The 23082-nt window shown below is 72.4% G+C and carries 25 protein-coding genes; 16 read left to right on the top strand and 9 right to left on the bottom strand.

All coding sequences use genetic code 11. The features are described from left to right. Positions 1–688: VgrG-related protein (locus ICW40_RS05950; RefSeq protein WP_221652916.1), on the top strand; the 688-nt coding region annotated here is incomplete at its 5' end. A gap of 96 nt (positions 689–784) precedes the next feature. After that, entirely contained in the window at positions 785–2098 is a 1314-nt protein-coding gene (locus tag ICW40_RS05945) for an ATP-grasp domain-containing protein (RefSeq protein WP_221652915.1), read from the top strand. Here ICW40_RS05945 and ICW40_RS05940 read toward each other — a convergent pair. Further along, complete coding sequence (locus ICW40_RS05940) at positions 2079–2507, bottom strand: protein-tyrosine phosphatase family protein (RefSeq protein WP_221652914.1); 429 nt, start codon at positions 2505–2507, stop codon at positions 2079–2081. The genes ICW40_RS05945 and ICW40_RS05940 overlap by 20 nt on opposite strands. A gap of 105 nt (positions 2508–2612) precedes the next feature. Here ICW40_RS05940 and purN point away from each other — a divergent pair, with 105 nt between their 5' ends. Together purN and ICW40_RS05930 are read left to right on the top strand one after the other, a co-directional pair. Continuing rightward, positions 2613–3230, top strand: coding sequence for a phosphoribosylglycinamide formyltransferase (purN, locus tag ICW40_RS05935; RefSeq protein WP_221652913.1), 618 nt, complete (start codon positions 2613–2615; stop codon positions 3228–3230). A gap of 84 nt (positions 3231–3314) precedes the next feature. Continuing rightward, entirely contained in the window at positions 3315–3812 is a 498-nt protein-coding gene (locus ICW40_RS05930) for a mycothiol transferase (protein WP_221652912.1), read from the top strand. 73 nt (positions 3813–3885) lie between these two features. On the opposite strand, the gene ICW40_RS05925 is transcribed toward ICW40_RS05930, so the two are convergent. Next, the gene (locus ICW40_RS05925) at positions 3886–4245 is read right to left on the bottom strand and encodes a VOC family protein (RefSeq protein ID WP_221652911.1); all 360 of its coding nucleotides are present in this window, start codon (positions 4243–4245) and stop codon (positions 3886–3888) included. Between the two features lie 232 nt (positions 4246–4477). On the opposite strand from ICW40_RS05925, the gene ICW40_RS05920 reads away from it, so the two are divergent. Next, a complete protein-coding gene (locus ICW40_RS05920; protein ID WP_221652910.1) occupies positions 4478–5446 on the top strand; it encodes an aldo/keto reductase in 969 nt (322 codons plus the stop codon). 117 nt (positions 5447–5563) lie between these two features. Here ICW40_RS05920 and ICW40_RS05915 read toward each other — a convergent pair whose 3' ends face one another. The 4 genes from ICW40_RS05915 to ICW40_RS05900 form a co-directional block, all read right to left on the bottom strand. Then, positions 5564–6628, bottom strand: a complete 1065-nt coding sequence (locus ICW40_RS05915) for a DMT family transporter (protein WP_308121652.1) — start codon at positions 6626–6628, stop codon at positions 5564–5566. Between the two features lie 65 nt (positions 6629–6693). Continuing rightward, entirely contained in the window at positions 6694–8202 is a 1509-nt protein-coding gene (locus tag ICW40_RS05910; RefSeq protein ID WP_221652909.1) for an MFS transporter, read from the bottom strand. Between the two features lie 259 nt (positions 8203–8461). After that, the gene (locus ICW40_RS05905) at positions 8462–9448 is read right to left on the bottom strand and encodes an aldo/keto reductase (protein WP_221652908.1); all 987 of its coding nucleotides are present in this window, start codon (positions 9446–9448) and stop codon (positions 8462–8464) included. Next, positions 9448–10293 carry an aldo/keto reductase gene (locus ICW40_RS05900; protein ID WP_221652907.1) on the bottom strand — a complete coding sequence of 282 codons (846 nt, stop codon included), beginning with the start codon at positions 10291–10293 and terminating at the stop codon, positions 9448–9450. Before ICW40_RS05900 ends, ICW40_RS05905 begins: the two co-directional genes overlap by 1 nt. 161 nt (positions 10294–10454) lie before the next feature. Between ICW40_RS05900 and ICW40_RS05895 the strand changes: the two genes are divergently transcribed. Together ICW40_RS05895 and ICW40_RS05890 are read left to right on the top strand one after the other, a co-directional pair. Then, positions 10455–11339, top strand: coding sequence for a helix-turn-helix domain-containing protein (locus ICW40_RS05895; RefSeq protein WP_221652906.1), 885 nt, complete (start codon positions 10455–10457; stop codon positions 11337–11339). A gap of 143 nt (positions 11340–11482) precedes the next feature. Beyond that, entirely contained in the window at positions 11483–12028 is a 546-nt protein-coding gene (locus ICW40_RS05890; RefSeq protein ID WP_221652905.1) for a flavodoxin, read from the top strand. A gap of 347 nt (positions 12029–12375) precedes the next feature. Here ICW40_RS05890 and ICW40_RS05885 read toward each other — a convergent pair whose 3' ends face one another. Together ICW40_RS05885 and ICW40_RS05880 are read right to left on the bottom strand one after the other, a co-directional pair. Next, on the bottom strand, positions 12376–12951 hold the full coding sequence (locus ICW40_RS05885; protein ID WP_221652904.1) for a DapH/DapD/GlmU-related protein: 576 nt from the start codon (positions 12949–12951) through the stop codon (positions 12376–12378). Next, entirely contained in the window at positions 12951–13835 is an 885-nt protein-coding gene (locus ICW40_RS05880) for a helix-turn-helix transcriptional regulator (RefSeq protein ID WP_221652903.1), read from the bottom strand. The genes ICW40_RS05885 and ICW40_RS05880 overlap by 1 nt, the downstream gene beginning before the upstream one ends. A 140-nt stretch (positions 13836–13975) precedes the next feature. Between ICW40_RS05880 and ICW40_RS05875 the strand changes: the two genes are divergently transcribed. The 8 genes from ICW40_RS05875 to ICW40_RS05835 all read left to right on the top strand — a co-directional run bounded on the left by ICW40_RS05875 (position 13976) and on the right by ICW40_RS05835 (position 20917). Continuing rightward, on the top strand, positions 13976–14998 hold the full coding sequence (locus ICW40_RS05875) for a zinc-dependent alcohol dehydrogenase family protein (RefSeq protein ID WP_221652902.1): 1023 nt from the start codon (positions 13976–13978) through the stop codon (positions 14996–14998). 18 nt (positions 14999–15016) lie between these two features. Beyond that, entirely contained in the window at positions 15017–15385 is a 369-nt protein-coding gene (locus tag ICW40_RS05870; protein ID WP_221652901.1) for a DUF2255 family protein, read from the top strand. Between the two features lie 29 nt (positions 15386–15414). Further along, positions 15415–15948 carry a cyclophilin-like fold protein gene (locus ICW40_RS05865; RefSeq protein WP_221652900.1) on the top strand — a complete coding sequence of 178 codons (534 nt, stop codon included), beginning with the start codon at positions 15415–15417 and terminating at the stop codon, positions 15946–15948. Between the two features lie 107 nt (positions 15949–16055). Continuing rightward, the gene (locus tag ICW40_RS20790; protein ID WP_445206261.1) at positions 16056–16640 is read left to right on the top strand and encodes a cupin domain-containing protein; all 585 of its coding nucleotides are present in this window, start codon (positions 16056–16058) and stop codon (positions 16638–16640) included. Between the two features lie 306 nt (positions 16641–16946). Next, complete coding sequence (gene dnaK / locus ICW40_RS05850) at positions 16947–18812, top strand: molecular chaperone DnaK (protein ID WP_221652898.1); 1866 nt, start codon at positions 16947–16949, stop codon at positions 18810–18812. Then, complete coding sequence (gene grpE / locus ICW40_RS05845; RefSeq protein ID WP_221652897.1) at positions 18809–19438, top strand: nucleotide exchange factor GrpE; 630 nt, start codon at positions 18809–18811, stop codon at positions 19436–19438. Before dnaK ends, grpE begins: the two co-directional genes overlap by 4 nt. A 43-nt stretch (positions 19439–19481) precedes the next feature. After that, positions 19482–20471: a DnaJ C-terminal domain-containing protein gene (locus tag ICW40_RS05840; protein ID WP_221652896.1), complete on the top strand. Its 990-nt coding sequence runs from the start codon at positions 19482–19484 to the stop codon at positions 20469–20471. Positions 20472–20488: 17 nt separating this feature from the next. Next, positions 20489–20917, top strand: coding sequence for a heat shock protein transcriptional repressor HspR (locus ICW40_RS05835; protein ID WP_221652895.1), 429 nt, complete (start codon positions 20489–20491; stop codon positions 20915–20917). Positions 20918–21001: 84 nt separating this feature from the next. Here the strand turns inward: ICW40_RS05835 and ICW40_RS05830 are convergent, their stop codons facing one another. Continuing rightward, positions 21002–21769 (bottom strand): hypothetical protein, encoded by a 768-nt coding sequence (locus tag ICW40_RS05830; protein ID WP_308121650.1) that lies wholly within the window; start codon positions 21767–21769, stop codon positions 21002–21004. Positions 21770–22065: 296 nt separating this feature from the next. Between ICW40_RS05830 and ICW40_RS05825 the strand changes: the two genes are divergently transcribed. Next, the coding region (locus tag ICW40_RS05825; RefSeq protein ID WP_221652894.1) for a sigma-70 family RNA polymerase sigma factor at positions 22066–23082 on the top strand (1017 nt) is incomplete at its 3' end.

Here is a 23082-nt window from a genome sequence, read left to right as displayed (position 1 = left end):
GGCCGGGGCGGTGCCCGCGGCGGGCGGGCCCGCCGCGCTGCCCACGGCCGCAGCCCACCCACCTCCGGCGGGCGCGCACGACCTGGGGTCGCTCAGCCGCCGGTACGAGTCGAACGGCGACCCGGGCACCGTCTCGACCGGCCGAGGGGACCACGGCGGCGTGTCCTACGGCATGTACCAGTTCTCGAGCACGCAGGGCTCGGCCCGCGAGTTCGTCGAGGGGCTGCGGGACACCCACCCCGAGCACCACGCCGCCCTGGCGGGCCTGAGGCCCGGCACCCCGGAGTTCGGCGCCGCCTGGCGCGAGCTCGCGGCGCGCGACCCGGACGGCTTCGCGGCCGCGCAGCACGACGCCGTCGAGCGGACCCATTACCAGCCACAGCTGCGGGCCACGGAGGCGCGGCCGCCGGGGCTGGACTTCGAGGAGCGGTCGCCCGCCCTGCGGGACGTGCTCTGGTCGACCGCGGTGCAGCACCGCGGGCGGACCGACGACATCTTCGAGCGCGCCCTCGCCGGTCGCGACGTCACCGCGCTCACCGACGCCGAGATCATCCGCTCGGTCTATGCCGAGCGCGGCCGCGGTGATGGCAGTGCGTACTTCCCCAGCAGCAGCGCGGCGGTCCGCGCCGGCGTGGTGAACCGGTTCCGTCAGGAGGAGCGGGACGCCCTGGCGATGCTCGGGCAGTGATCTCGGTGCGGTGGCCGCGGCGATGCTCGTCGTGCCACGATCGGTGGGTCCGGGGTCCATGACGAACGTCGTCGTCTCCGCCGTCGGGAGGAAGCGATGTCCGAGGCCTCGACCCACTCGTCGAACGCACGCCCGCGCGTGTTCGTGCTCCACTCGCGCCAGCCCCTTACGACGAACCCGGCCGAGTCGTTCCCGCCCGACCGCTTCGAGGTCGTCGTCCTCACCGACGCCGACCCCGCGACGGTGCTCCGCGAGGACGTCGAGGGACCCGTCGGGCAGGTCGTGCACGCCGGACGTGACGCGTGGGAGTCGGTCGTGCGGTCCGCGCCCGCGGGTGCCGTGGAGGTCGTCACCAACGACGAGTACTGCCTCGCCGAGTGCGCTCGGCTGCGGGCGACGACGGGCCTGCCCGCACGCCACCCCGCGCACCTCGACGGATACCGCGACAAGGTCCTCATGAAGCGTCGCCTCGAAGCAGCTGGGGTCCCGGTGCCCCGATACCTCACCTTCGAGCCGGCCGTGACGTCCTCCCGTGCCGTCGCCGACCGCGTCGTCGCGGCCGTCGGGCTCCCCGCCGTCGTGAAGCCGCGTCGCGAGGCGAACTCGCGCGGCGTCGAGGTGCTCGACGATGTCGAGGCGGTCCTCGGCTGGCTCGCCCGGCACGACGGCGAGACGGGGTGGCAGGTCGACGAGTTCGTCGACGGGACCCTCGGCCATGTCAACGCGCTCGTGCGCCAGGGCGACGTCCGCCCGGTTCAGGTGGGGCGCTACCTGGGGCCCCTGCTCGGGCTGGACCACGGCCGTGTGCTGGGTGGGTGGACCGTGCCGGCCGACACCCCGGAGGCCGTGACGGCGCACGAGCTGAACGGCCGCGTCGTCCGCGCACTCGGGTCGGCCGGCGAGTTCGTCGTCCACACGGAGTTCGCGACGACGCCCGACGGTCGGCTCGTCGTCCTGGAGACCGCCGCGCGCGCTCCAGGCGCGTCCGTCTCGGAGCTCGCCCGCGTGCACGCCGGTGTCCAGCTCGAGGTGGCAAACCTGCGGCTCCAGGCGGGGTTGCCCGTCCCGGAGCCGGACCACACGAGCGGCCGCCACGCAGCCTGGTTGTGGCTGCCGGTGATGCCGGGTCGGCGCTGGGGCGGAACCCCTGACGCCGCGCGGGGCCTCGGGAGCGACGTCGAGGTGCACGTCCGCCGGGTGGGACGTGACGGCAACATCGGCACGGCCGGCCAGCTCGGCGCCGCGGTCCTCCTCACGAACACCGATCGGGGCGAGCTCGCGAACGACGTCGACGTCCTCCGCCGCGCGACGTGGTTCCCCACAGCAGAAGCACGGGGTGGGAGCACGGGCCGCTCCTCCTCCGGCGTCCGACAGCCGGCGCCGAGCCGGGTCACGCCTCGAACCGGGTGACGTACCGGCGCTGCCACGGCGTCTCCACCGCCCGCCGGTCGTAGCGCTCGCGGACGTGGTCGACCGCGTCGGCGGCGCGTACGCCGTCGAGGACGGCGAGGCATGCCAGCGCCGTCCCGGTACGGCCACGACCGCCGTTGCATGCCACCTCGGCGCGTTCGCCCGCTGCGCGCTGCCACAGCTCCACGAGCGCGTGCCGAGCGTCGACCGGATCGCTCGGCAGCCACCAGTCCGGCCACCGCAGCCACCGCGCGTCCCACTCGACGGGCGGTGGTGGCCTGCTCCGGAGGTACAGGGCGACGTGGGGCAACGGCCCGGGCGGCAGGCCGTGGCGCAGTCCTCGTCCCCTGATCAGCCGCCCGGACGGGAGCCGCAGCACGCCTGCGGCGGACTCGTCCCAGGGCTCCACGGACCGACGGTAGCCCGGGTGCCGAGGAAGGCGGCTCGGGCTGAATCCCTCAGACCGTTGCACCGGGTCGCACAACGGTTCCCGCCGCTGTCCTACCGTGGCGCCATGTCGAGCGTGGATCTCCGCACACCCATCGCGATCCTCGCCTCGGGCACGGGGACCACGGCGGCCCGGATCATGGAGGACAGCGGTCGGGGACTGCTGGCCGAGGTCCGACTCGTCCTCAGCAACAACAGCGGATCGGGCGCGCTCGAGCAGGCGCGGGCGCGTGGTGTGCCGACGCGTCACCTGAGCGGGCGAACGCATCCCGAGCCCGACATGCTGGACGCGGCGATCGCCGAGGCGCTCCGGACCGCCGACGTCGAGCTCGTGGTGCTCGCGGGGTACATGAAGAAGCTCGGCCCACGCGTCCTGGCCGAGTGGGCCGGGCGCATCGTCAACACGCACCCGTCCCTGCTGCCCGCGTACGGCGGTGCCGGGATGTACGGCGACCGCGTCCACGCGGCGGTGCTCGCTGACGGCGCGACCGTCACCGGCGCGTCGGTGCACGCCGTCACCGCCGAGTACGACGAGGGCCCCGTCCTCGCGCAGCGCCACGTCCCCGTCGAGCCCGACGACGACGTCACGAGCCTGCGCGCACGGGTCCAGGCAGCGGAGAAGGAGGTGCTCGCGTCGTGGCTCGCCGCGTTCTGCAGCACGGGCGGGGCCACTCTTCCGAGCTGACCGAACGGGGCGGCCGTGACAGCGGTACGCGTCGCGACGACGCGGGACCGCAAGCCCGTTCTGGAGCGCCGGTAGCCTCCCGGAATGGCGTATCCCCCTCTGCGAGCTCCCGAGCGGGTCATGGTCGAGGCCTTCTACGAGCAGTACCGAGACGGGGTGCTGGCGTCCCTCGACGATCTGGATGACGAGGCCGCCGGGAGGCGGGCGTTGGGCGCGACGGACCTGACGGTCGCGGGCATCGTCGTCCATCTCGCCCACATGGAGGACCTGTGGTTCTCCGAGAGGTTTCTCGGGCAGCCTCCTCGTGAGCCGTGGGCGTCCGCGCCCTACGACGAGGACCGCGACTGGGACTTCCACGCGGGCGCGACCTTCGGCGTGGAACGCGCGCGCCAGCTCTACGCCGACGCCTGCGCCCGTAGCCGTCGTGCCGCAGCCACCGTCGCCGACCTCGATGCGTCCGCCCGGGTGCCGTCGTTCGGCGTGGGCCCTGTGACCCTCCGCTGGATCTACGTCCACATGCTCGAGGAGACGGCCCGCCATGCGGGCCACCTGGACCTGCTGCGTGACGAGCTGACCCGCTGACAGCGCCTGCACGGGCTGGTGGCGGAGGCTACGAGAGTCGGCAGGACGGGCGACCGCGTGCCGTCGCCGACGCTCAGGCCAGCGGCTCCTGGTACAGGCCCATGACGCTGCCCCCGGGGTCGCGGAATCGAGCGGTCAGCTCACCCGGATCCCCGCCGACCGGCTGGACGATCTCGCACCCCTCGGCGATCACACGCTCCACGGCCGCGGTGAGGTCGTCGACCCAGACGTACACCAGCACCCCGGGCGAGGTGGTCTTGCGGTGGGGGACCCAGTGGCCGCTGACCTCGCCGGTCGCGTCCTCGAAGAAGTAGGTGCCGTGCTCGGCACGCACCTTCCAGTCGAAGACGCGGGCGTAAAACTCCGCCGACGTCTGCGGGTCGTCCGCGGGCAGCTCGACATGGCAGATCTTGCCGTGACGCAAAGTGGTCATGAGCCTCACCTCGACTCGAGGATCGCGGCTGCCGGGCCGCCCCGTCCAGCAGGAGTTCGCCGACGTCGGGGAGCGGCCAGGTCCTGCTAGGTCGTCCGAGGGGTGGGCGCCTCACGCATCCCACGTCCGGTGCCCGGCGTGCGGATCCGGACGTGCCTACGCTGCAAGCAGTCGGTGGACGCCTGTCCCTCGTCAACGGGGGTGGCGCGCACCACCTGAGAGGACGGCGACCATGGACCACACCCGGCTGGGGCGCTCCGGCCTCAGGGTCAGCCGCATCGGCCTCGGCTGCATGAGCTACGGCGTCGCCGCGGCCGGCATGCATCGGTGGACCCTCGACGAGGACGCCGCGGCGCACTTCTTCCGCCAGGCGGTCGAGCTCGGCGTGACGTTCTGGGACACCGCCAACGTCTACCAGGGCGGCACCTCCGAGGAGTTCGTCGGCCGGGCGATCCGGCGCTACTCCCGCCGCGAGGACATCGTCCTGGCGACGAAGGTCCACGGGACGATGCACGACGGCCCCGGCGGCAGCGGCCTGTCCCGCAAGGCGATCATCGAGCAGCTCGACGCCTCGCTGCGCCGCCTGGACACCGACTACGTCGACATCTACTACGTCCATCGCTTCGACGACGAGGTCCCGGTCGAGGAGACCATGGAGGCCCTCCACGACGTCGTGAAGGCGGGCAAGGTCCGCTACCTCGGCGCCTCCTCCATGTGGGCCTGGCAGTTCGCCAAGCTGCAGCAGACCGCGCACCTGCACGGGTGGACGCCGTTCGTCGCCATGGAGGACCAGTACAGCGTCCTACGCCGGGAAGAGGAGCGCGACATGATCCCGCTCTGCCTCGACCAGGGCGTCGGTCTGACCCCGTACTCGCCGTTGGCCAAGGGCCGGGCTGCACGACCGTGGGGCGAGCAGACGACCCGGTCGTCGACCGACGCCGTCGCCAAGGCCTTCGACCGCGACGTCGACCAGGCGGTCGTCGTGGCGATCCAGCACGTCGCGGAGGCCCGTGGCCTCCCGATGGCCCAGGTCGCCTTGGCCTGGGTGCTGTCCAGGCCGGTGGTCGCCTGCCCGATCGTGGGCGCCACCAAGCCGCACCACCTCGCCGACGCCGTCGCCGCCCTCGACCTCAGACTCACCGCCGAGGAGATCGCCGCCCTCGAGGAGCCCTACACGACCCAGGACAACTACTGGTGGTGACCAGGTAGGCGGCTCGGTGCGGACAGCGGTGGCCGCGCGACAGATCCGTGCGACCAGCGACAGGGCCGACACGTCGACGCGCCGATGACCCTCGTCCACTGCGTCATCAGACAACCTTCAGTGGTCGTGGCGGTGGTGGGCGTCCGGGTAGTGCTCGTGGGTGTGGGTCACCGGTTCGTGCGTGTGCACGTGCCGATGGCGCACCCCGGCTTCGACGACCTCGCCGGGCGCGTGCTCGTGGGCGTGGTGCCCGTCGTCGTGCGTGTGCGAGTGCTCGTGCCGCACGGCCTCGTGCTCGTGCTCGTGCCCGTGGTCCTCGCTCAGGTGCAGCCACGCACCAACGGCCATCAGCACACCCGCCACCAGCAGCTGCCACGTGACCCGGTCCCCCAGGGCGACGGCGAGCAGCGCGCCGAAGAACGGCGCGACCGAGAAGTACGCCCCGGCCCGCGCCGTCCCGACATGACGCAGGCCCACGATGAACAGCACCAGGCTGAGCCCGTAGGACACGAACCCCAGGCCCGCCGCCGCGGCCGCGACCGGGACCGCCGGCAGCTGCGCGCCCAGCAGGAGCGCGACGACGAGGTTCGTCGGACCCGCGACGGCGCCCTTGACCATCGCGAGCCAGGTCGCGTCCGTGAGGGACACCTTGCGGGTCAGGTTGTTGTCCAGCGCCCAGCACGCGCAGGCCGCGACGACCGCCACGGCGGGCCATGCGCTGGTGAGCTCGGCGCCGCCGGTCGGCACCGCGATCACGACGGCCCCGGCCACGATCGCGAGCATGCCCAGCACCACGCGTCGGTCCGCCGGCTCGCGGAACACCACCCAGGCGATCACCGCGGTGAGCACGCCCTCGGCGTTCAGCAGCAGCGCCGCGCCCGACGCCGGCATGGACGACAGCCCGAACATCAGCAGCACGGGACCGGCGACACCTCCGGCCGCCACCGCACCGACCAGCCACGGGACCTCATGGCGGGGAAGTCGTACCCGTGGCGCTCGGCGCACCAGGCGCCACAGGCCCATCCCGGCGCCGGCGCCGACGTACAGCAGGCCCGCCAGGAGCCACGGGCTCACCTCGCCCAGCAGCAGCTTCGCCGCCGGCGCACTCGCCCCGAACAGCACCGCCGCCAGCAGGGCCGCCCGGACGCCGACGTTGCGCACCCCACGCGCCGACTCGATCACCCGTGCATCGTCCCCCACGCGAGTGTGGGGACGCGTCGGCCGACGGCGTCGCGTACCGCGACGCGTCAGCCCCGGTCCGTCGCCGGCTGGAGCTCCCGGTCTCGCGCCGGGCCCGTGGAGATGAGCAGCGCCGTGAGGGCTGCCGCCGCGACCAGGAGCAGTCCGCCGACGAGGAGTGCGGTCGCGTAGCCCTGGACCAGCGCCTCGCTCGCGGCCGCGACGAGGTCCGCCTCCCCGGCGACACGTCCCTCGTGGAGCGAGGTGAGCGCGTCCGGCTGCGTGGCGTTCGTCGTCGTGATCGCGACCGTGGAGAGCACGGCGAGCCCGAGCGCGACACCGAGCTGCTGGGCGGAGTTGAGCGTGGCCGAGGCCACGCCGGACTCCTCGGCGCGCACCCCGTCGACCGCCGTGGCGGTCATCGCGAGCAGGCTCATGCCGAAGCCGAACGCCAGGGCGAACATCGCCGGCATGAGGTGACCGAGGTACGAGGTCTCGACGCCCATGGTGGACAGCCACAGCAGTGCGCCGCCGGCGATGAGCAGGCCCACCACGGTCGGGACCCGCGCCGCCAGGCGCGCCATGAGCTTGGCGGTGAGGCCCGACGCGATGACGATGCCCGCCGCGAAGGGCAGCCATGCCAGCCCGGTCTGCAGCGGGCTGTACTGCAGGACGTGCTGCATGTGCAGCGTCAGCAGGTAGAACGCACCCATCGGGCCGATGGCCAGCAGCAGGGTGCCCAGGTAGGCCCCGGAGCGGCTGCGGTCGCGGAGCAGCGGCAGCGGCAGCATCGGGTCGGCGCTGCGCGCCTGGACGACGACGAACGCCGTCAGGAGGACCGCCGCGGCGGCGAACGACGCGACCGTCACCACGTCGCCCCAGCCGCTCTCGCCGCCGTGCGTGATGGCGTAGACCAGGGCCGCCATGCCCGCCGAGCCCGTGACCGCACTGCCGATGCCGATCCGGCCCTGGTGGCGCTCGGCGTCGACCAGGACCCGCGTGCCGGCAAGCACCGCCAGGCCGATCGGCACGTTGATGAAGAACACCCAGCGCCAGCCGAGCGTGCCGGTCAGCACGCCGCCCAGGAGCAGGCCGAGGACGATGCCGAGCGCGGACATCGCACCGTAGGTGGCCAGCGCGCCGCTGCGGGCCTTGCCGGCCGGGAAGGTCGTGGCGATGAGGGCGAGCGCGTTCGGCGCCGTCAACGCGGCGCCGATGCCCTGCAGCACCCGGCCGGCGATCAGGACCCCCCCGTTCGGCGCCACGCCGGCGACGAGGGACCCCGCGACGAACAGCACCATGCCGAGCTGCAGGGTGCGACGCCGTCCGACGACGTCGCCGACCCGGCCGCCGAACAGCAGCAGCGCTCCGAACATGAGGATGTAGGCGTTGATGACCCACGGCAGCACGGCGGGGGCGATGTCGAGCTCGTTCTGCAGCGTGGGCAGGGCGATGTTCGCGATCGAGTCGTCGAGCACGAGCATCAGCTGCGCGGTGGCGATCACCAGGAGCGGGAGGCGCAGCCGGGAGTCGGCGGGCGGGACCGCGGGAGCGCGGTCGGATGCAGGTGCGGACATGGCGAGTAGCTCCAAGCGGTGAGGTCGAACGAGCCGGCAGGATGACGTCAATACCCCTAGGGGGTATCGACTCGAACCCGCGGCTGCATCGAGCCATTCCCGCTCCGGCGAAGCCCTGGAGGAACTCACGCGACGTGTCCGGCTCCCGACACTGTGAGCTGGACGCTGACGACTGCGTGAGGCGGCCGGCGTCTCACGTTCTTGTCCGGATCCGCCCCGGTCGGCGGATGGCTGCGACGACCGGGCGGACCTCGGAACCTCAGCGGTCGATCCAGCGCTGCATGTGCTCGGGGTATCGGGCTCCCTTGATGTCGGCCCGGTCCGATGCCTCGGTCAGCTCGGCGAGGTCCTCGACCGTCAGCTTCACCTCGGCGGCAGCGTTGTTCTCGGTCAGACGGTGCTGCTTGGTGGTGCCGGGGATGGGCACGATCGACGGGTGCTGGGCGAGCAGCCAGGCCAGGGCGACCTGTCCGGGGCTGGCGCCGCGGCGTGCGGCGACGCTCGTGACGACGTCGACCAGTGCATGGTTGGCGGCGCGGGCGTCCTCGGTGAACCGGGGCAGGGAGTTGCGCAGGTCGCCGGCCTCGAACGTCGTTGCGCTGGTGATGGCGCCGGTGAGGAACCCCTTGCCGAGGGGGCTGAACGGGACGAAGCCGATCCCGAGCTCGAGCAGGGTCGGCAGGATCTCGGCCTCGGGCTCACGCCAGAACAGGGAGTACTCGCTCTGCAGCGCGGTGACCGGTTGGACGGCCTGTGCGCGGCGGATCGTGGCGACCCCGGCCTCGGAGAGGCCGAAGTGCTGGACCTTGCCCTCCGCGATGAGATCCCGGACGGTGCCGGCGACGTCCTCGATCGGGACGTCGGGGTCGACGCGGTGCTGGTAGAGCAGGTCGATGGACTCGACGCCGAGGCGACCCAGGGAGTCCTCGACGGTGGTGCGGATGTGCTCGGGGCGGCTGTCGAGCCCGGTGGACGTCGAGCCGTCGAAGGCGAACCCGAACTTGGTGGCGATGACGACCTGGTCGCGCACGGGTGCGAGGGCTTCCCCGACGAGCTCTTCGTTGGTGAACGGCCCGTACACCTGGGCGGTGTCGAAGAACGTGACCCCCTGGTCGACGGCGGCACGGATGAGCGCGATGCCGTCCTGGCGGTCGACGGCGGCGCCGTACCCGTGGCTCAGGCCCATGCAGCCGAGCCCGAGCGCGGAGACCTGCAGGCCACTGCGGCCGAGGGTGCGGGTGATCATCAGCCGGCCCTGCGGCTGTTGAGCCAGCTCACCATCGCGGGGTCGCGGTGGTCGAAGGCGACGCTGACACCGGTCTCCAGGGTGGCGATGGAGGCCATCTCGTCCGCGGTGAGCTCGAAGTCGAAGACGTCGAAGTTCTCCGCCATGCGCTCGGGACGGGAGGACTTGGGGATGACGACGACGCCGCGCTGGATGAGCCAGCGCAGCGTGACCTGGGCGACGGACTTGCCGTGGGCCTGGCCGATGGCCGTGAGGACCGGGTCGCTGAAGATGCCGTTCTTGCCCTCGGCGAGTGGGCCCCAGGACTCGATCTGCACCCCGTGCTCGGTCATGACCTGCTGGTCGTTCGTGCGCTGGTGGTAGGGGTGGGTCTCGATCTGGTTCACCGCCGGGGTGATCTCGTTGTGCTCGAGCAGGTCCACCAGCCGGTCGGGGTGGAAGTTGGAGACGCCGATGGCCCGGATCGCGCCCTGACGGTGCAGGTCCTGCATGGCCCGCCAGGAGCTGTAGTAGTCCCCGAGGGGCTGATGGATCAGGTACAGGTCCAGGTGGTCCAGGCCGAGTGCCTGCAGGGAGGTGTCGAACGCGCGCTTGGTGCCGTCCTCGCCGCCGGAGTGGATCCACAGCTTGGTGGTGACGAACAGCTCGTCTCGGGCGATGCCGCTGGCCTTGATCGCGCGGCCGACGGCTGCCTCGTTGCCATAGGCGGCCGCGGTGTCCAGGTGGCGGTAGCCGGCGGCGAGGGCGTCGGTGACGACGCGTTCGGTCTCCTCCTCGGGGACCTGGAAGACGCCGAAGCCGAGGATCGGCATCTCGACGCCGTTGTTCAGTGTCACTGTCTGCATGGGTTCGTGCTCCTTCGTCTGCTCGTCCGGCGCTCAGCGCTGGTCGGCGCGGTCGTGTGTGTCTCCACCACACCACCCACGACCTGGGCGGGGAACGTTCTGGCTATGGGTGCACTGGCAGTGCGTGGCTAGGGCGCACGGTCGCTCGTACCGTCGACGGTATGGACCAACGTGACGAGGTGCGCGACTTCCTCAGCTCGCGTCGCGCCCGGCTGAGCCCGGCGGACGTCGGCCTGCCGGCGAGCACCGGACGCCGCCGCGTGGCCGGGCTGCGCCGCGACGAGGTCGCCGTCCTGGCCGGGGTGTCCTCGGAGTACTACGCCCGCCTCGAGCGGGGGAACCTCTCCGGTGCCTCCGACGCCGTCCTGGACGCGATCGCCGCGGCACTGCGACTGGACGAGGCCGAGCAGCTCCACCTGCGCAACCTCGCCCACGCCGCGAACCAACCCGCGCGTCGGCGCCGCACCCCGACCCCCCGCAGCCCGGTCCAGCCCTCGCTGCAGCGGGTCCTGGACGCGATGGCCACCGTCCCCGCCTACGTCCGCGACTCCCGCATGGACGTCGTCGCGGACAACGCCATGGCCCGCGAGCTCCTCAGCCCCGTCTACCGCTTCGCCCAGCACACCGGCACCCCGCCGAACAGCGCCCGGTACGCCTTCCTCGACCCCTCGGCGCGGGACTACTACCCGGACTGGGAGCAGGTCACCCACGACTGCGTCGCCGCCCTGCACGGCGCCGCCGGCCACAACCCCTACGACAAGCCGCTCTCCGACCTCGTCGGGGAGCTGTCCACCCGCTCGGAGACCTTCCGGACCCTGTGGGCCACCCACGACGTCCGCCTGCACCGCACCGGCATCAAACGACTGCGCCACCCCGAGGTCGGCGTCCTCGCCCTCGAGTACGACGTCATGGAGCTCACCCAGCAGCCCGGGCTCGTCCTCATCGCCTACAGCGCCGCGCACGGCACACCCGCCGCCGACGGCCTGGCCCTCCTGGCGTCGCTCGCCGCCACCCGCACCGATGCGCTGAGCGCGCCGGACGCGTGACCCCGCCCGCGACCACCAGCAGGCGGACCTTCCTGCGCGCGGTCCTGGCCGGCAGCGGCGGGGCGACCCTTCTCGCAGTGGCCGGCTGCGCCGCCGCCCCCGACACCGCACAGGGCCCGACCCGGAGCCAGGAGCCCACCCCCATGACGCCAGCACCGTCAGCCGCAACCGGGACGCTGCTCGTGTACTTCTCCCGGCCCGGCGAGAACTCCTGGTACGGCGAACGCAGAGTCCTCGAGGTCGGCAACACCGAGGTCCTGGCCACGATGATCGCCGACCGCGTCAAGCTCGACACCTACCGGATCGAGGCCGCCGACCCCTACCCGGCTGACTACGAGGAGACCGTCGCCCGCAACGTCCGCGAGCAGGACCAGGACGCCCGGCCCGCGATCGCCACGCCACTGCCCGACGTCACCGGGTACGGCACGGTGATCCTCGCCAGCCCGATCTGGAACGTCCGGCCACCGATGATCATGTCCACGTTCGTCGAGTCCGTGCCCCTGCAGGGCAAACGCGTCCTACCCGTCACGACACATGCGATGAGCGGTCTCGGTCGGTCCGTCGACGTGTACACCGAGCTGGCAGCCGGCGTCACGATCGGGAAAGGCCTCGCCGTGCGGGGCGAGGAAGTCGCCGAAGCCGGACCCGATCTCGAGGTCTGGTTGCGCGAGGTCGCGCTCCTCACCTGATCAGCTCGACCACGCGCGATGGCGTGCGGGCACGCCAACGCGACGGCGGACACGCGCCGGACACGCGAACGCGACGGACAGGCTCAATGCGAAGCCACAGGCGCGGCGCCAGCTCTCGACGCGGTCGTGCCGAGCGATTCCTGCGTCTTTCCGAGCCCTTGGGCGCGTCTTCCCGCGGAATCCGAGCTGCTTGTAGGAACTCACGAGGCCTGTCCGCTGCCCGGCGCTATGACCTGCGCACTGACAGAAGTCCGAGTGAGTCGCTGTCTCATCGTCGTGTCCCGGTCCGCAGGGGTCCCCCGCCCGGGGTGCTTAGCGCGCTTCTTTGCGCCATCGCCAGCACGACGTCAGGCGTCGTACCCCGTTGTGCGCATGAGCCGGGCCGGGACGCCGGCGACGACCGCGTTCGTGGGCACGTCCTTGGTGACGACCGCGCCCGCGCCGACGATGGCGCCGTCGCCGATCGTCACGCCCGGTACGACGGTGACGGATGCACCGAGCCAGACCTTGCGGCCGATGACGACGGGCGCCGGGACCATGTCGGCGCGACGTGTGGGGTCGACGGCGTGGTTCAGCGTCACGATGGTGCTGCCGTGCCCGATGAGGGTCCCGTCGCCGATGGTGATCCCGCCGGCGTCCTGGAACCGGCAACCCATGTTGATGAACACGTCCTGACCGAGCATGAGGTTCTTGCCGAACTCGCAGTAGAACGGCGGGAACAGGGCCACGGAGTTCGCCACGGGGCGCCCCGTGAGTCGGGAGAGCAGGTCGCGCACCTCCTCGGGCGTGCGGTAGCCGGTGTTGAGCTCCGCGGTGACCCGCAGCGCGTCCTGGGCGGTGCCGTGCAGGAAGGCATGCTGCTGGGAGCCGCCCTCGATGACTTGCCCGCGGGCGACGTGGTCGAGGAAGTCCTGCAGGTCCATCACGGCTCCGATCGTGCAGCGGACGCGGGGAAGGGGTCGGTCGCCCAGGAGGCGAGCAGGCGCAGGCGCTCGGCGGACGGCGAGCCCGGCTCGGCGGTGTAGACCATGAGCACCTGGCCGGGTTCGGCGGTGATCGCGAGCTCCTCGTATGCGAGGGTCAGCTCACCGACGACGGGGTGGTGGAACCGCTTGGTGCCCGACCCGTGGGTGCGGACGTCGTGTGCGCCCCACAGGCGGCGGAAGACGTCGCTGCGGGTGGACAGCTCACCGACGAGGTCCTGCATGCCCTTGTCGTGCGGGTCGCGACCGGCCTCGGCGCGCATGATTGCCACGCACATCTCCGCGAACAGGTCCCAGTCCGGGTAGAAGTCGCGCGCTGCGGGGTCGAGGAACTGGAAGCGCGCGAGGTTCGGGGCGCGGCCGCCGTCGCCGACGACGGGGGAGTAGAAGGCGCGGCCGAGCGCGTTCGTCGCCAGCAGGTCCTGGCGCTGGTCCCGCACGAACGCGATCCCGTCGGTAATCGCGGCCAGCGCCCACTGCAGGCTGGGCCGAGGCGTTGCCGAGCGGGCCGCGCGGCGGCGCGGTCGGCCCGACGACGGGATGCCGTCCGCTGCCCGGGCCAGGTCGAGCAGATGCGCACGCTCGGTGTCGTCGAGCTGTAGCGCCGCCGCGACGGCGTCCAGGACCGAGGCCGACGCCCCGGCGATCGCGCCGCGCTCGAGCTTGGCGTAGTACTCCACGCTCACGCCCGCCAGCGCAGCGACCTCGCTGCGCCGCAGACCCGGCACCCGCCGGTTCGTCCCGCCGATCACGCCGGCCGCCTCCGGGGTCACCTTCGCCCGTCGTGACATGAGGAACTCGCGCACGTCCGCCCGGTTGTCCATGCCTCGACGGTAGGACGCCGACAGCCGGCGGGGGAGGCACTGCCGTGGGGTGCACTGCCGGTACACCCCACGACAGGGACTCCCGCGCCAGCGGGATCCGGCGGAGGGTCGAGGCACCAGCTGCCGACGAAGGAGAACTCATGCGTGGCGTGATCATGCACGGCCCCGGCGACGTCCGGGTCGAGAACCGTGACGACCCGACGATCGTCGACCCGACCGACGCGGTCATCCGGATCGCGGCAACCTGCATCTGCGGGTCCGACCTGTGGCCGTACCGCGGCGCCGACCCGGTGGACCACGCGGCGATGGGCCACGAGTACGTCGGCGTCGTCGAGGAGGTCGGGGCCGAGGTCAGGACCGTCAAGCCCGGTGACTTCGTCGTGGGGTCGTTCGTCATCTCCGATGGCACCTGCGAGATCTGCCGCGCCGGGTACCCGTCCAGCTGCGTGCACCGCGTCTTCGTGGACGGCGCCATCGGCACCCAGGCCGAGAAGGCCCGCATCCCGTTCGCCGACGGCACCCTGGTCGCGACCCCCGGCCAGCCGGACCCCGACCTGATCCCGCACCTACTCGCCGCCTCCGACGTACTGGGCACCGGCTGGTTCGCCGCCGTCGCCGCCCAGGCCGGCCCCGGCCGGACCGTCGCGGTCGTCGGTGACGGCGCGGTCGGGCTCATGGGCGTGCTCGCCGCCAAGCAGCTCGGAGCCGAGCGCATCATCGCCATGTCGCGGCACTCCGACCGCCAGGACCTCGCCCGCCACTTCGGCGCGACCGACATCGTCGAGGAGCGCGGCGACGCTGGCGTCGCACGGATCAAGGAGCTCACCGACGGGCTCGGCGCCCACTCGGTGATCGAGGCTGTCGGCACCCAGGAGGCCATGGTCCAGGCCATCAGCTCCGCCCGTCCCGGCGGGAACGTCGGCTTCGTCGGCGTCACCCACGACGTCCAGCTCCCCGGCGATCTGCTGTTCTTCTCCCAGGTCCAGATCCTTGGCGGCCCCGCCCCCGTCCGCCGTTTCCTGCCCGAGCTCATCCAGCTCATCTGGGACCGCACCATCGACCCCGGCAAGGTCTTCGACCTCACCCTTCCGCTCGAGCAGGCCGCCGAGGGCTACAAGGCCATGGACGATCGGCGCGCCACCAAGGTGCTTCTCACCGTCTGACCGGCCAAAGGAACCGTCATGAGCAGCTGGATCCCCGAGGACCTGACCGCGCTCGAAGCGGCGTCCGAGATCACCATCGCGACCGAGCGACCCGACGGCACGACTCGGCGGCCCCTACCGATCTGGATCGTGCGCGTCGGAGACGAGCTGTACGTGCGCTCGTACCACGGTCCCGACGGCTCTTGGCACCGGCAGGTCGCGCGGCACCCCTACGCGCAATTCCGCGGCCGGGGCCGCGAGGTGCGGGTCCGGCTGGTGCCTGTCGGCGCTGCGGTGACGGGCGTGGACGAGGCGTACTGGGCTAAGTACGGGAGCGGCGGCTACGGCGCGGCCATGACCACGCCTGACGCCGCGGCGACGACCATGCGTGTAGAACCAGCGTCCTGACCGCCCGACAAGACGCGGAGGACACGTCCATGCACACAACGATCGTCCGGACCGCCATCGGGGCGTGCGCCGCTCTGACGATGCTGAGCCTCACCGCCTGCGGCACCACCACCACCAGCGCGGAGCAGATGCCGACCGAGAGGACGTCGACCGTGGGACCGTCACCGAGCTCCACCCCCGAGCCCACCACACCCGCACCGGGGACCGCCGTCGTCGTCACGATCGGCGACACACCCGTGCGGGGGCGATTGGGGGACAACCCGGCGGCACGCGACCTGGCCGCACGCCTGCCGCTGACGCTCACTTTCTCCGAGTACAACGCGGTCGAGAAGGTCGCACGCCTGGACCAGGCGCTGACGATGGACGGCATGCCTGCCGGGGATGACCCGAACCCGGGCGAGATCGGCTGGTACGCGCCCACCTCCGACCTGGTCCTGTACTACGGCGACGTCGGCTACTGGAACGGCATCGCCCGCCTCGGCACCATCGACGACGCAGGCATCGAGCTGCTCGCCGAGGCCCCGCAGGACATCACCGTGACGATCGCGCCAGCCGATGGCTGAGCGCGCGGTAGGCACCCCGACCGACGGAGGACGACCAGCATGAGGCTCACGCGAAGCGGCGGCCAGACCGCCGCCGCCCCCGCGAGTGGTTCACCGGCACCGTCTTCATCGACGGTTTCCGCACCCCCGACGAGCAGTCCGCCGTCGGCTGCGCCCACGTGAAGTTCGCCCCTGGCGCACGTACCGCCTGGCACCACCACCCCAAGGGCCAGACCCTCTATGTCACGGACGGCATCCGGTACGTCGCCCGCCGCGGCGGGGAGGTCCAGGAGATCCGCCCCGGCGACGTCGTCTACATCCAACCTGGCGAGGAGCACCGGCACGGCGCCACACACGACCGGTTCATGGCTCACATCGCGATCCAGGAGGCCGACGAGAACGGCACGTCGTCACCTGCTCGAGGTCGTCACCGACGCCGACCACCAAAGCTGACCCCGGCGTCTGATCGCGCGCGGCCGTCGTCGACGCGATCCAGCAGGTCGCTCACCACCAACCTCGCCACCCTCGCCGACCACCTACGGCAGGCCGCGGACGCCGGCGACATCGCACCGTTGACTGACGCGGAGATCCAGATCGAGACCCGACTGCTGACCGCCGCTCTGGACGGCATGGGGCTCCAGTGGCTCCGCGACCCGACGACCGACCTCATCGCCACCGTGTCGACCTATGTCGAACGCGCGATCGCAGCGTGAGGCGACCGGCGAGAAGCGCCCACGATGAGGAGTCGCCGGGGACCCGTCGACTGGGTGGGGTCCTCGAGCCCAGCACTGACCTCGCCACACGCGCGCGACGGACCACCAGCACGCGCAACGACGCCGGGGGATCGGCAGCGCGCTACCGCTGTCGTCGTGCCGGGATCCTCCGGATCGCGGAACACTGCGTCGATCGCAGGAGTTGAGCCTGATGCACTCAAGTTCGGCGCCTCGGAGTTGCGCGAGCACCCCGACGCCCGCAGACTTGAGCGCAGCAGGCTCAACACACGAAGGAAGGCATCTCCCATGGCACGAGCGGTCGGGATCGACCTCGGCACCACCAACTCCGTCGTCGCCGTCCTGGAGGGCGGCGAGCCGACGGTCATCGCGAACGCGGAGGGCTCGCGCACGACGCCGTCCGTCGTCGCGTTCTCCAAGACGGGCGAGGTCCTCGTCGGCGAGGTCGCCAAGCGTCAGGCGGTCACGAACGTCGACCGGACCATCAGCTCCGTCAAGCGCCACATGGGCACCGACTGGACGGTCGGCATCGACGAGAAGAAGTACAACGCGCAGGAGATCTCCGCGCGTGTGCTCGGCAAGCTCAAGCGCGACGCCGAGGAGTACCTGGGCGAGCCCGTGACCGACGCGGTCATCACGGTCCCCGCGTACTTCAACGACGCCGAGCGCCAGGCCACCAAGGACGCCGGCCAGATCGCGGGCCTCAACGTGCTCCGCATCGTCAACGAGCCGACGGCGGCCGCGCTCGCGTACGGCCTGGAGAAGGGCAAGGAGGACGAGCTCATCCTCGTCTTCGACCTCGGCGGCGGCACGTTCGACGTGTCCCTCCTCGAGGTCGGCAAGGACGAGGACGAGTTCTCGACCATCCAGGTGCGCGCCACGCACGGCGACAACCGCCTCGGCGGCGACGACTGGGACAACCGGATCGTCGAGCACCTCATCAAGGAGGTCAAGAACACCTCGGGCGTCGACCTGTCGAAGGACAAGATCGCGCTGCAGCGTCTGCGCGAGGCCGCCGAGCAGGCGAAGAAGGAGCTCTCCTCGGCGACGAGCACCAACATCTCGATGCAGTACCTCTCGATGAGCGAGAACGGCCCCATCCACCTGGACTCCAAGCTCACGCGCGCGCAGTTCCAGCAGATGACGGCGGACCTCATCGAGCGCACCAAGGCGCCGTTCAAGCAGGTCATCGCCGACGCCGGCATCACGGTCGGCGACATCGACCACGTCGTCCTCGTCGGCGGCTCGACCCGCATGCCCGCCGTGGCCGACGTCGTGCGCGAGCTCACCGGTGGCAAGGAGCCGAACAAGGGCGTCAACCCGGACGAGGTCGTCGCCGTCGGCGCCGCGCTCCAGGCCGGCGTCATCAAGGGCGAGCGCAAGGACGTCCTGCTCATCGACGTCACCCCGCTGAGCCTCGGCATCGAGACCAAGGGCGGCGTGATGACCAAGCTCATCGACCGCAACACCGCGATCCCGACCAAGCGCAGCGAGATCTTCTCGACGGCCGACGACAACCAGCCGTCCGTGCTGATCCAAGTCTTCCAGGGCGAGCGCGAGTTCGCGCGGGACAACAAGCCGCTCGGCACGTTCGAGCTGACCGGCATCGCCCCGGCCCCCCGTGGCGTGCCGCAGATCGAGGTCACGTTCGACATCGACGCGAACGGCATCGTGCACGTGTCCGCGAAGGACCGCGGCACGGGCAAGGAGCAGAAGATGACGATCACCGGCGGCTCGGCCCTCCCCAAGGAGGACATCGAGCGCATGGTGCGCGAGGCCGAGGAGCACGCGGCCGAGGACAAGAAGCGTCGCGAGGAGGCCGAGGTCCGCAACCAGGCCGAGTCCTTCGCGTACTCGACCGAGAAGGTGCTCGCCGACAACGGCGACAAGGTGCCCGACGACGTCAAGACGGAGGTCACCGAGGCCATCACCGAGCTGCGCACCGCGCTCGCCGGTGACGACGTCGAGGCGATCAAGTCCAAGCAGGCCGCGCTGACCGCCGTGAGCCAGAAGATCGGCGAGGCGATCTACCAGTCCGACGCCGCGAGCGACGGCGACCCGACGGCCTCGCCGGCCGGCGACGCCCCGTCGTCCGCGCCCCAGGACGAGGACGTCGTCGACGCCGAGATCGTGGACGAGGACGAGAAGAAGTGACGGACCAGACGACGACGCCGCAGGGCGGGTCGGGCGACGAGCCCGACCGCCCGCGGTTCACCGACAAGCGACGGATCGACCCGGAGACGGGCGCGGTCCGCGAGCAGCCGGTCGCCCCCGAGGCGGCGTCGGCCGCGTCCGACGGCGCACCCGACGTCGGCCCGGGCGGCGAGGCCGATGCGGCCGAGGCGGGCGCCTCGCCCGCCGAGGCCCTCGCGGCCGAGCGGCTCGAGGACCTCCAGCGGCTCCAGGCGGAGTACGTCAACTACCGCCGCCGGGTCGACCGGGACCGCCTCGTCGCGCGCGACCAGACGGTCGTCGCGATGGTCGAGGCGATGATGGGCGTGCTCGACGAGATCGAGCTCGCGCGTCAGCACGGCGAGCTCGCCGAGGGGCCGTTCGCGTCCATCGCCGACAAGCTCGAGGCGTCCCTGGCCAAGTTCGGCTGGGAGCGCTTCGGCGCCGCGGGCGAGCCGTTCGACCCGACCGTGCACGAGGCGCTCATGCACGCGCACTCGGACGACGTGACCGAGCCGACCGTGGTCCAGGTGCTCCAGCCGGGCCACCGGGTGGGCGAGCGCATCGTCCGCGCGGCACGGGTCGCGGTCGCCGAGCCCGAGGGCTGACGGGCACGCGACGCATGATCGAGGAGCAGGGGAGGAGGGTGCGATGACCGGCCAGGACTGGTTCGAGAAGGACTTCTACGCGACGCTCGGCGTCCCGAAGACCGCGGACGACGCCGCCATCAAGAAGGCGTACCGCAAGCTGGCTCGCACCCTCCACCCCGACCACAACCCCGGCGACGCGTCCGCCGAGGCGAAGTTCAAGGACGTGGGCGAGGCCTACGCCGTGCTCTCCGACCCCGAGCAGCGCAGCCAGTACGACGCGATCCGTGCCATGGCCGGCGGCGGTGCCCGGTTCTCGGCGCCCGGCCGCGGCGGCCAGGCCGGAGGCTCGGCCGGGTTCGAGGACGTCTTCGGCGGCCTCTTCGGCGGTGGCGCGCCCGGCGGCCAGCGCGTGCGCTACTCGACGACGCCCGGCGGCGGTGCGGGCGGCCCGGGCCTCGACGACCTGCTCGGCGGCCTGTTCGGTGGCGGCGGCTTCGGCCGCGCCGCCGGCATCGACATCGAGGCGCAGACGACCCTGCCGTTCCGGCAGGCGGTCGAGGGCTCGACGGTCACGCTCACCGCCGACGGCCGGCGCGTCACGGCGCGCATCCCGGCCGGCGTCCGCGACGGCCAGAAGATCCGGCTGCGCGGCAAGGGCCGCGCGGCCGAGCCGGGCGGTCAGCCCGGCGACCTCATCATCGCCGTCCACGTCGAGCCCCATCCCGTCTTCACGCTCGACGGCAAGGACCTGCGCGTCACGGTGCCCGTCACGTTCGACGAGGCGGTGCTCGGCGCCGAGGTCGAGGTGCCCACGCTCGGCGGCGCGCCCGTGCGCGTCAAGGTGCCGGCCGGCACGCCATCGGGCCGGACGCTGCGCGTGCGCGGCCGCGGCATCACGACGTCCCAGGGGACCGGCGACCTGCTCGTCACGGTGCAGGTCGTCGTGCCGCAACGGCTCTCGGACGACGCCAGGGCCGCTGTGGACGCGTTCGCGCGGGCGACGGACGGCGTCGACGTCCGCGCCGAGCTGCGCGCCCGGGCCGCCCAGTAGCGAGGGCAGGAGGAGCGATGGCGACGATCCCCCAGCAGGCGTACGACGCACCGGCCTTCGTCATCTCGGTCGCGGCGGAGCTCGCCGGCATGCACCCGCAGACCCTGCGCCAGTACGACCGCCTCGGCCTCGTCTCGCCGGGGCGCGCGCGGGGTCGCGGCCGGCGCTACTCGCTGCGCGACATCGCCACGCTGCGCGAGGTGCAGCGGCTCTCGCAGGACGAGGGCGTCAACCTCGCGGGCATCAAGCGGATCCTCGAGCTCGAGCAGCAGGTCGAGCGCCTCACCGAGCAGGTCGAGCTGCTGCGCTCGATGGCCGATCCGGGCCGGCGCGTGTTCGCCGCCGGGCCGCAGGGCGAGGTGGTCGCCGTCCCGCGCGGGCACCGTCCGGCACGCGTGACCAGCTCGGGCGCGCTCGTCGTCTGGCGCCCGCAGCACCGCGGCTGAGCGCTGACCCGGACGACGAGAGCGGGGCCGCGCGGTGCGCGACCCCGCTCTCGCGTGGGGGGATGCTGGTGGTCGTGGGATGCGTCAGCGACGCAGCTGGTGCAGCAGGTCGACGGCCTGCTCGTGGGTCTCGGGCAGCGGCTCGATCCAGATCCGCGGCGGCTGGCGCAGGAGGTCGGCGATCTGCAGCTGCGCCGCGTTCTCGTTGACCTGGTCCCGCATGCGCCGCACGGTCTCGCCGAGGTCCCAGTCACGTGCGACGAGCACGGTGAAGGCCCCGCCGCCGAGCGCCGCCATCGGGTGGCCGGCCGGGAGGGCGGCGGACAGCGCGCGGCCCATCGCTGCGGACCGGGCCATGCGCCGCCACGGCGCGAGGTCCTCGGTCGCGACGTCGACCATGACGAGGCAGTGGGTGACGAACGCCTCGTGGCCGTGCTTGCGGGCCGCGCCGTAGGTCTCGGCGAGGCGGACGCCGAGGTACTCGAGGGTCGGGAGTCCCGACTCGGGGTCGATGCACGAGACCTGCACCGGCAGCGCCTCGACGGCGCCGGCCCAGCCCTCGCACAGCGAGCGGATGACGTCCATGCCGGGCTCGCGCTCGAGGATCTGGTAGACGAGCCCGACGTCGTCGAGCGTCTCCGCGATGCCGACGCCCGCGGCGCCACGCACCTCGCCCAGCCGGGCGGCGGCGGCCGCCGCGCACGCACCCGAGGCCAGGGCCTCGGTGAAGGCGTCGACCGCCGGGTGGTACCAGTCGCCCGGCCGCAGCCAGACCGACTCCACCGTGCGGGCGCGCCACTGCTCACGCAGGGTCGCGGCCCATGCGTCGCGCATCTGCTCCGTCGAGGTCACGATGGATGAGAGTGCCGTGGCCCGCAGGCATGACGCGACTTCCAGGACGAGTTTCCGCGTCCCCCTGTGAGGCGCGTCTCACCCCATGCTCGCACGCGCGTCGCGCGCGAGACTTCAGTCCGGGTCCGGACGTGTCGATGTCACCCGTGAGGCCCAGTGGCGGTTTGACGTGCTGTGAGACCCTGTGCGATGTCGGCCGCGTCCAGCAGAGGGCCCCGCGCGGCACGGCGGTGCGACGAGCGCCACGGGCAGCACGACGACGCACATCCGAGCGGTGCTGAGCAGGAGGGGACGAGGTGACGATCAGCAACGCCTGGGACCTGTCCAGCGACGCCGAGCTGATCACCGCCGTCCGCAGCGGCGAGGCCGCGGCCTTCGGCGTCCTGTACGAGCGCCACGCGGGTGCGGCTCGCGCCGTCGCGCGGCAGTACTCCAACCGCTCGGCCGACGCCGAGGACGCCGTCTCCGACGCCTTCTCGCGCGTGTTCTCCGCGATCCAGGGCGGCGGCGGGCCCGACGTCGCCTTCCGCGCCTACCTCTTCACGGTCCTGCGCCGCGTCGCCATGGAGCGCGTCGAGAGCAGCAGGCGCGCCGTCGCGACCGACGACGTCGAGACCTTCGAGGCCGCCGTCGGGCAGGCCGAGTCGACCGAGGAGCCGGCGCTCGCGGGCTTCGAGCGCGGCGTCGTGTCGCGGGCCTACAAGTCCCTGCCCGAGCGGTGGCAGGCCGTCCTCTGGTACACGGAGGTCGAGGAGCTCAACCCGGCCGAGATCGCCCCGATCCTCGGGCTCACGGCCAACGGCGTCGCCGCGCTCGCGTACCGCGCCCGCGAGGGCCTGCGCCAGGCGTACCTCCAGCAGCACCTCGCGGCCCCCGAGGACGAGGCCTGCGTCATCATCAACAAGAAGCTCGGCGCGTACGTCCGCGGCGGGCTGGCCAAGCGCGAGACCGCGCTGGTCGAGTCCCACCTCGAGGAGTGCGGCACGTGCCGCGCGCTCGTCCTCGAGCTGGGCGACGTCAACCACGGCATGCGCCTCGTCATCGCGCCGCTCGTCCTCGGCGCTGTCGCCGTCGCCGTCCTCAAGGGGGTCGGCTTCGGCGGTGCGGCGGGTGCGGCCGGCGCCGCCGCGACCGCGAGCACGGGCGCCGTCGGCTCGGGTGCTGCGGGCTCCGGTGCTGCGGGCTCCGGTGCTGCGGGCTCCGGTGCTGCGGGCTCGGGTGCCGCGGGTTCGGGCGCCGCCGGCACGGTCGGGACCGGCGCCACGACGGGTGCCGCAGGCTCCGCCGCGACGACCGTGGGTGCGGGCTCGGCG

Origin of the sequence: Actinotalea ferrariae, from assembly GCF_019733465.1 — a bacterium.
Classification (GTDB): domain Bacteria; phylum Actinomycetota; class Actinomycetes; order Actinomycetales; family Cellulomonadaceae; genus Actinotalea; species Actinotalea ferrariae_A.
Note: the sequence above shows the minus strand (reverse complement) of the source record. Positions and strands in the feature narration are given on the sequence as shown.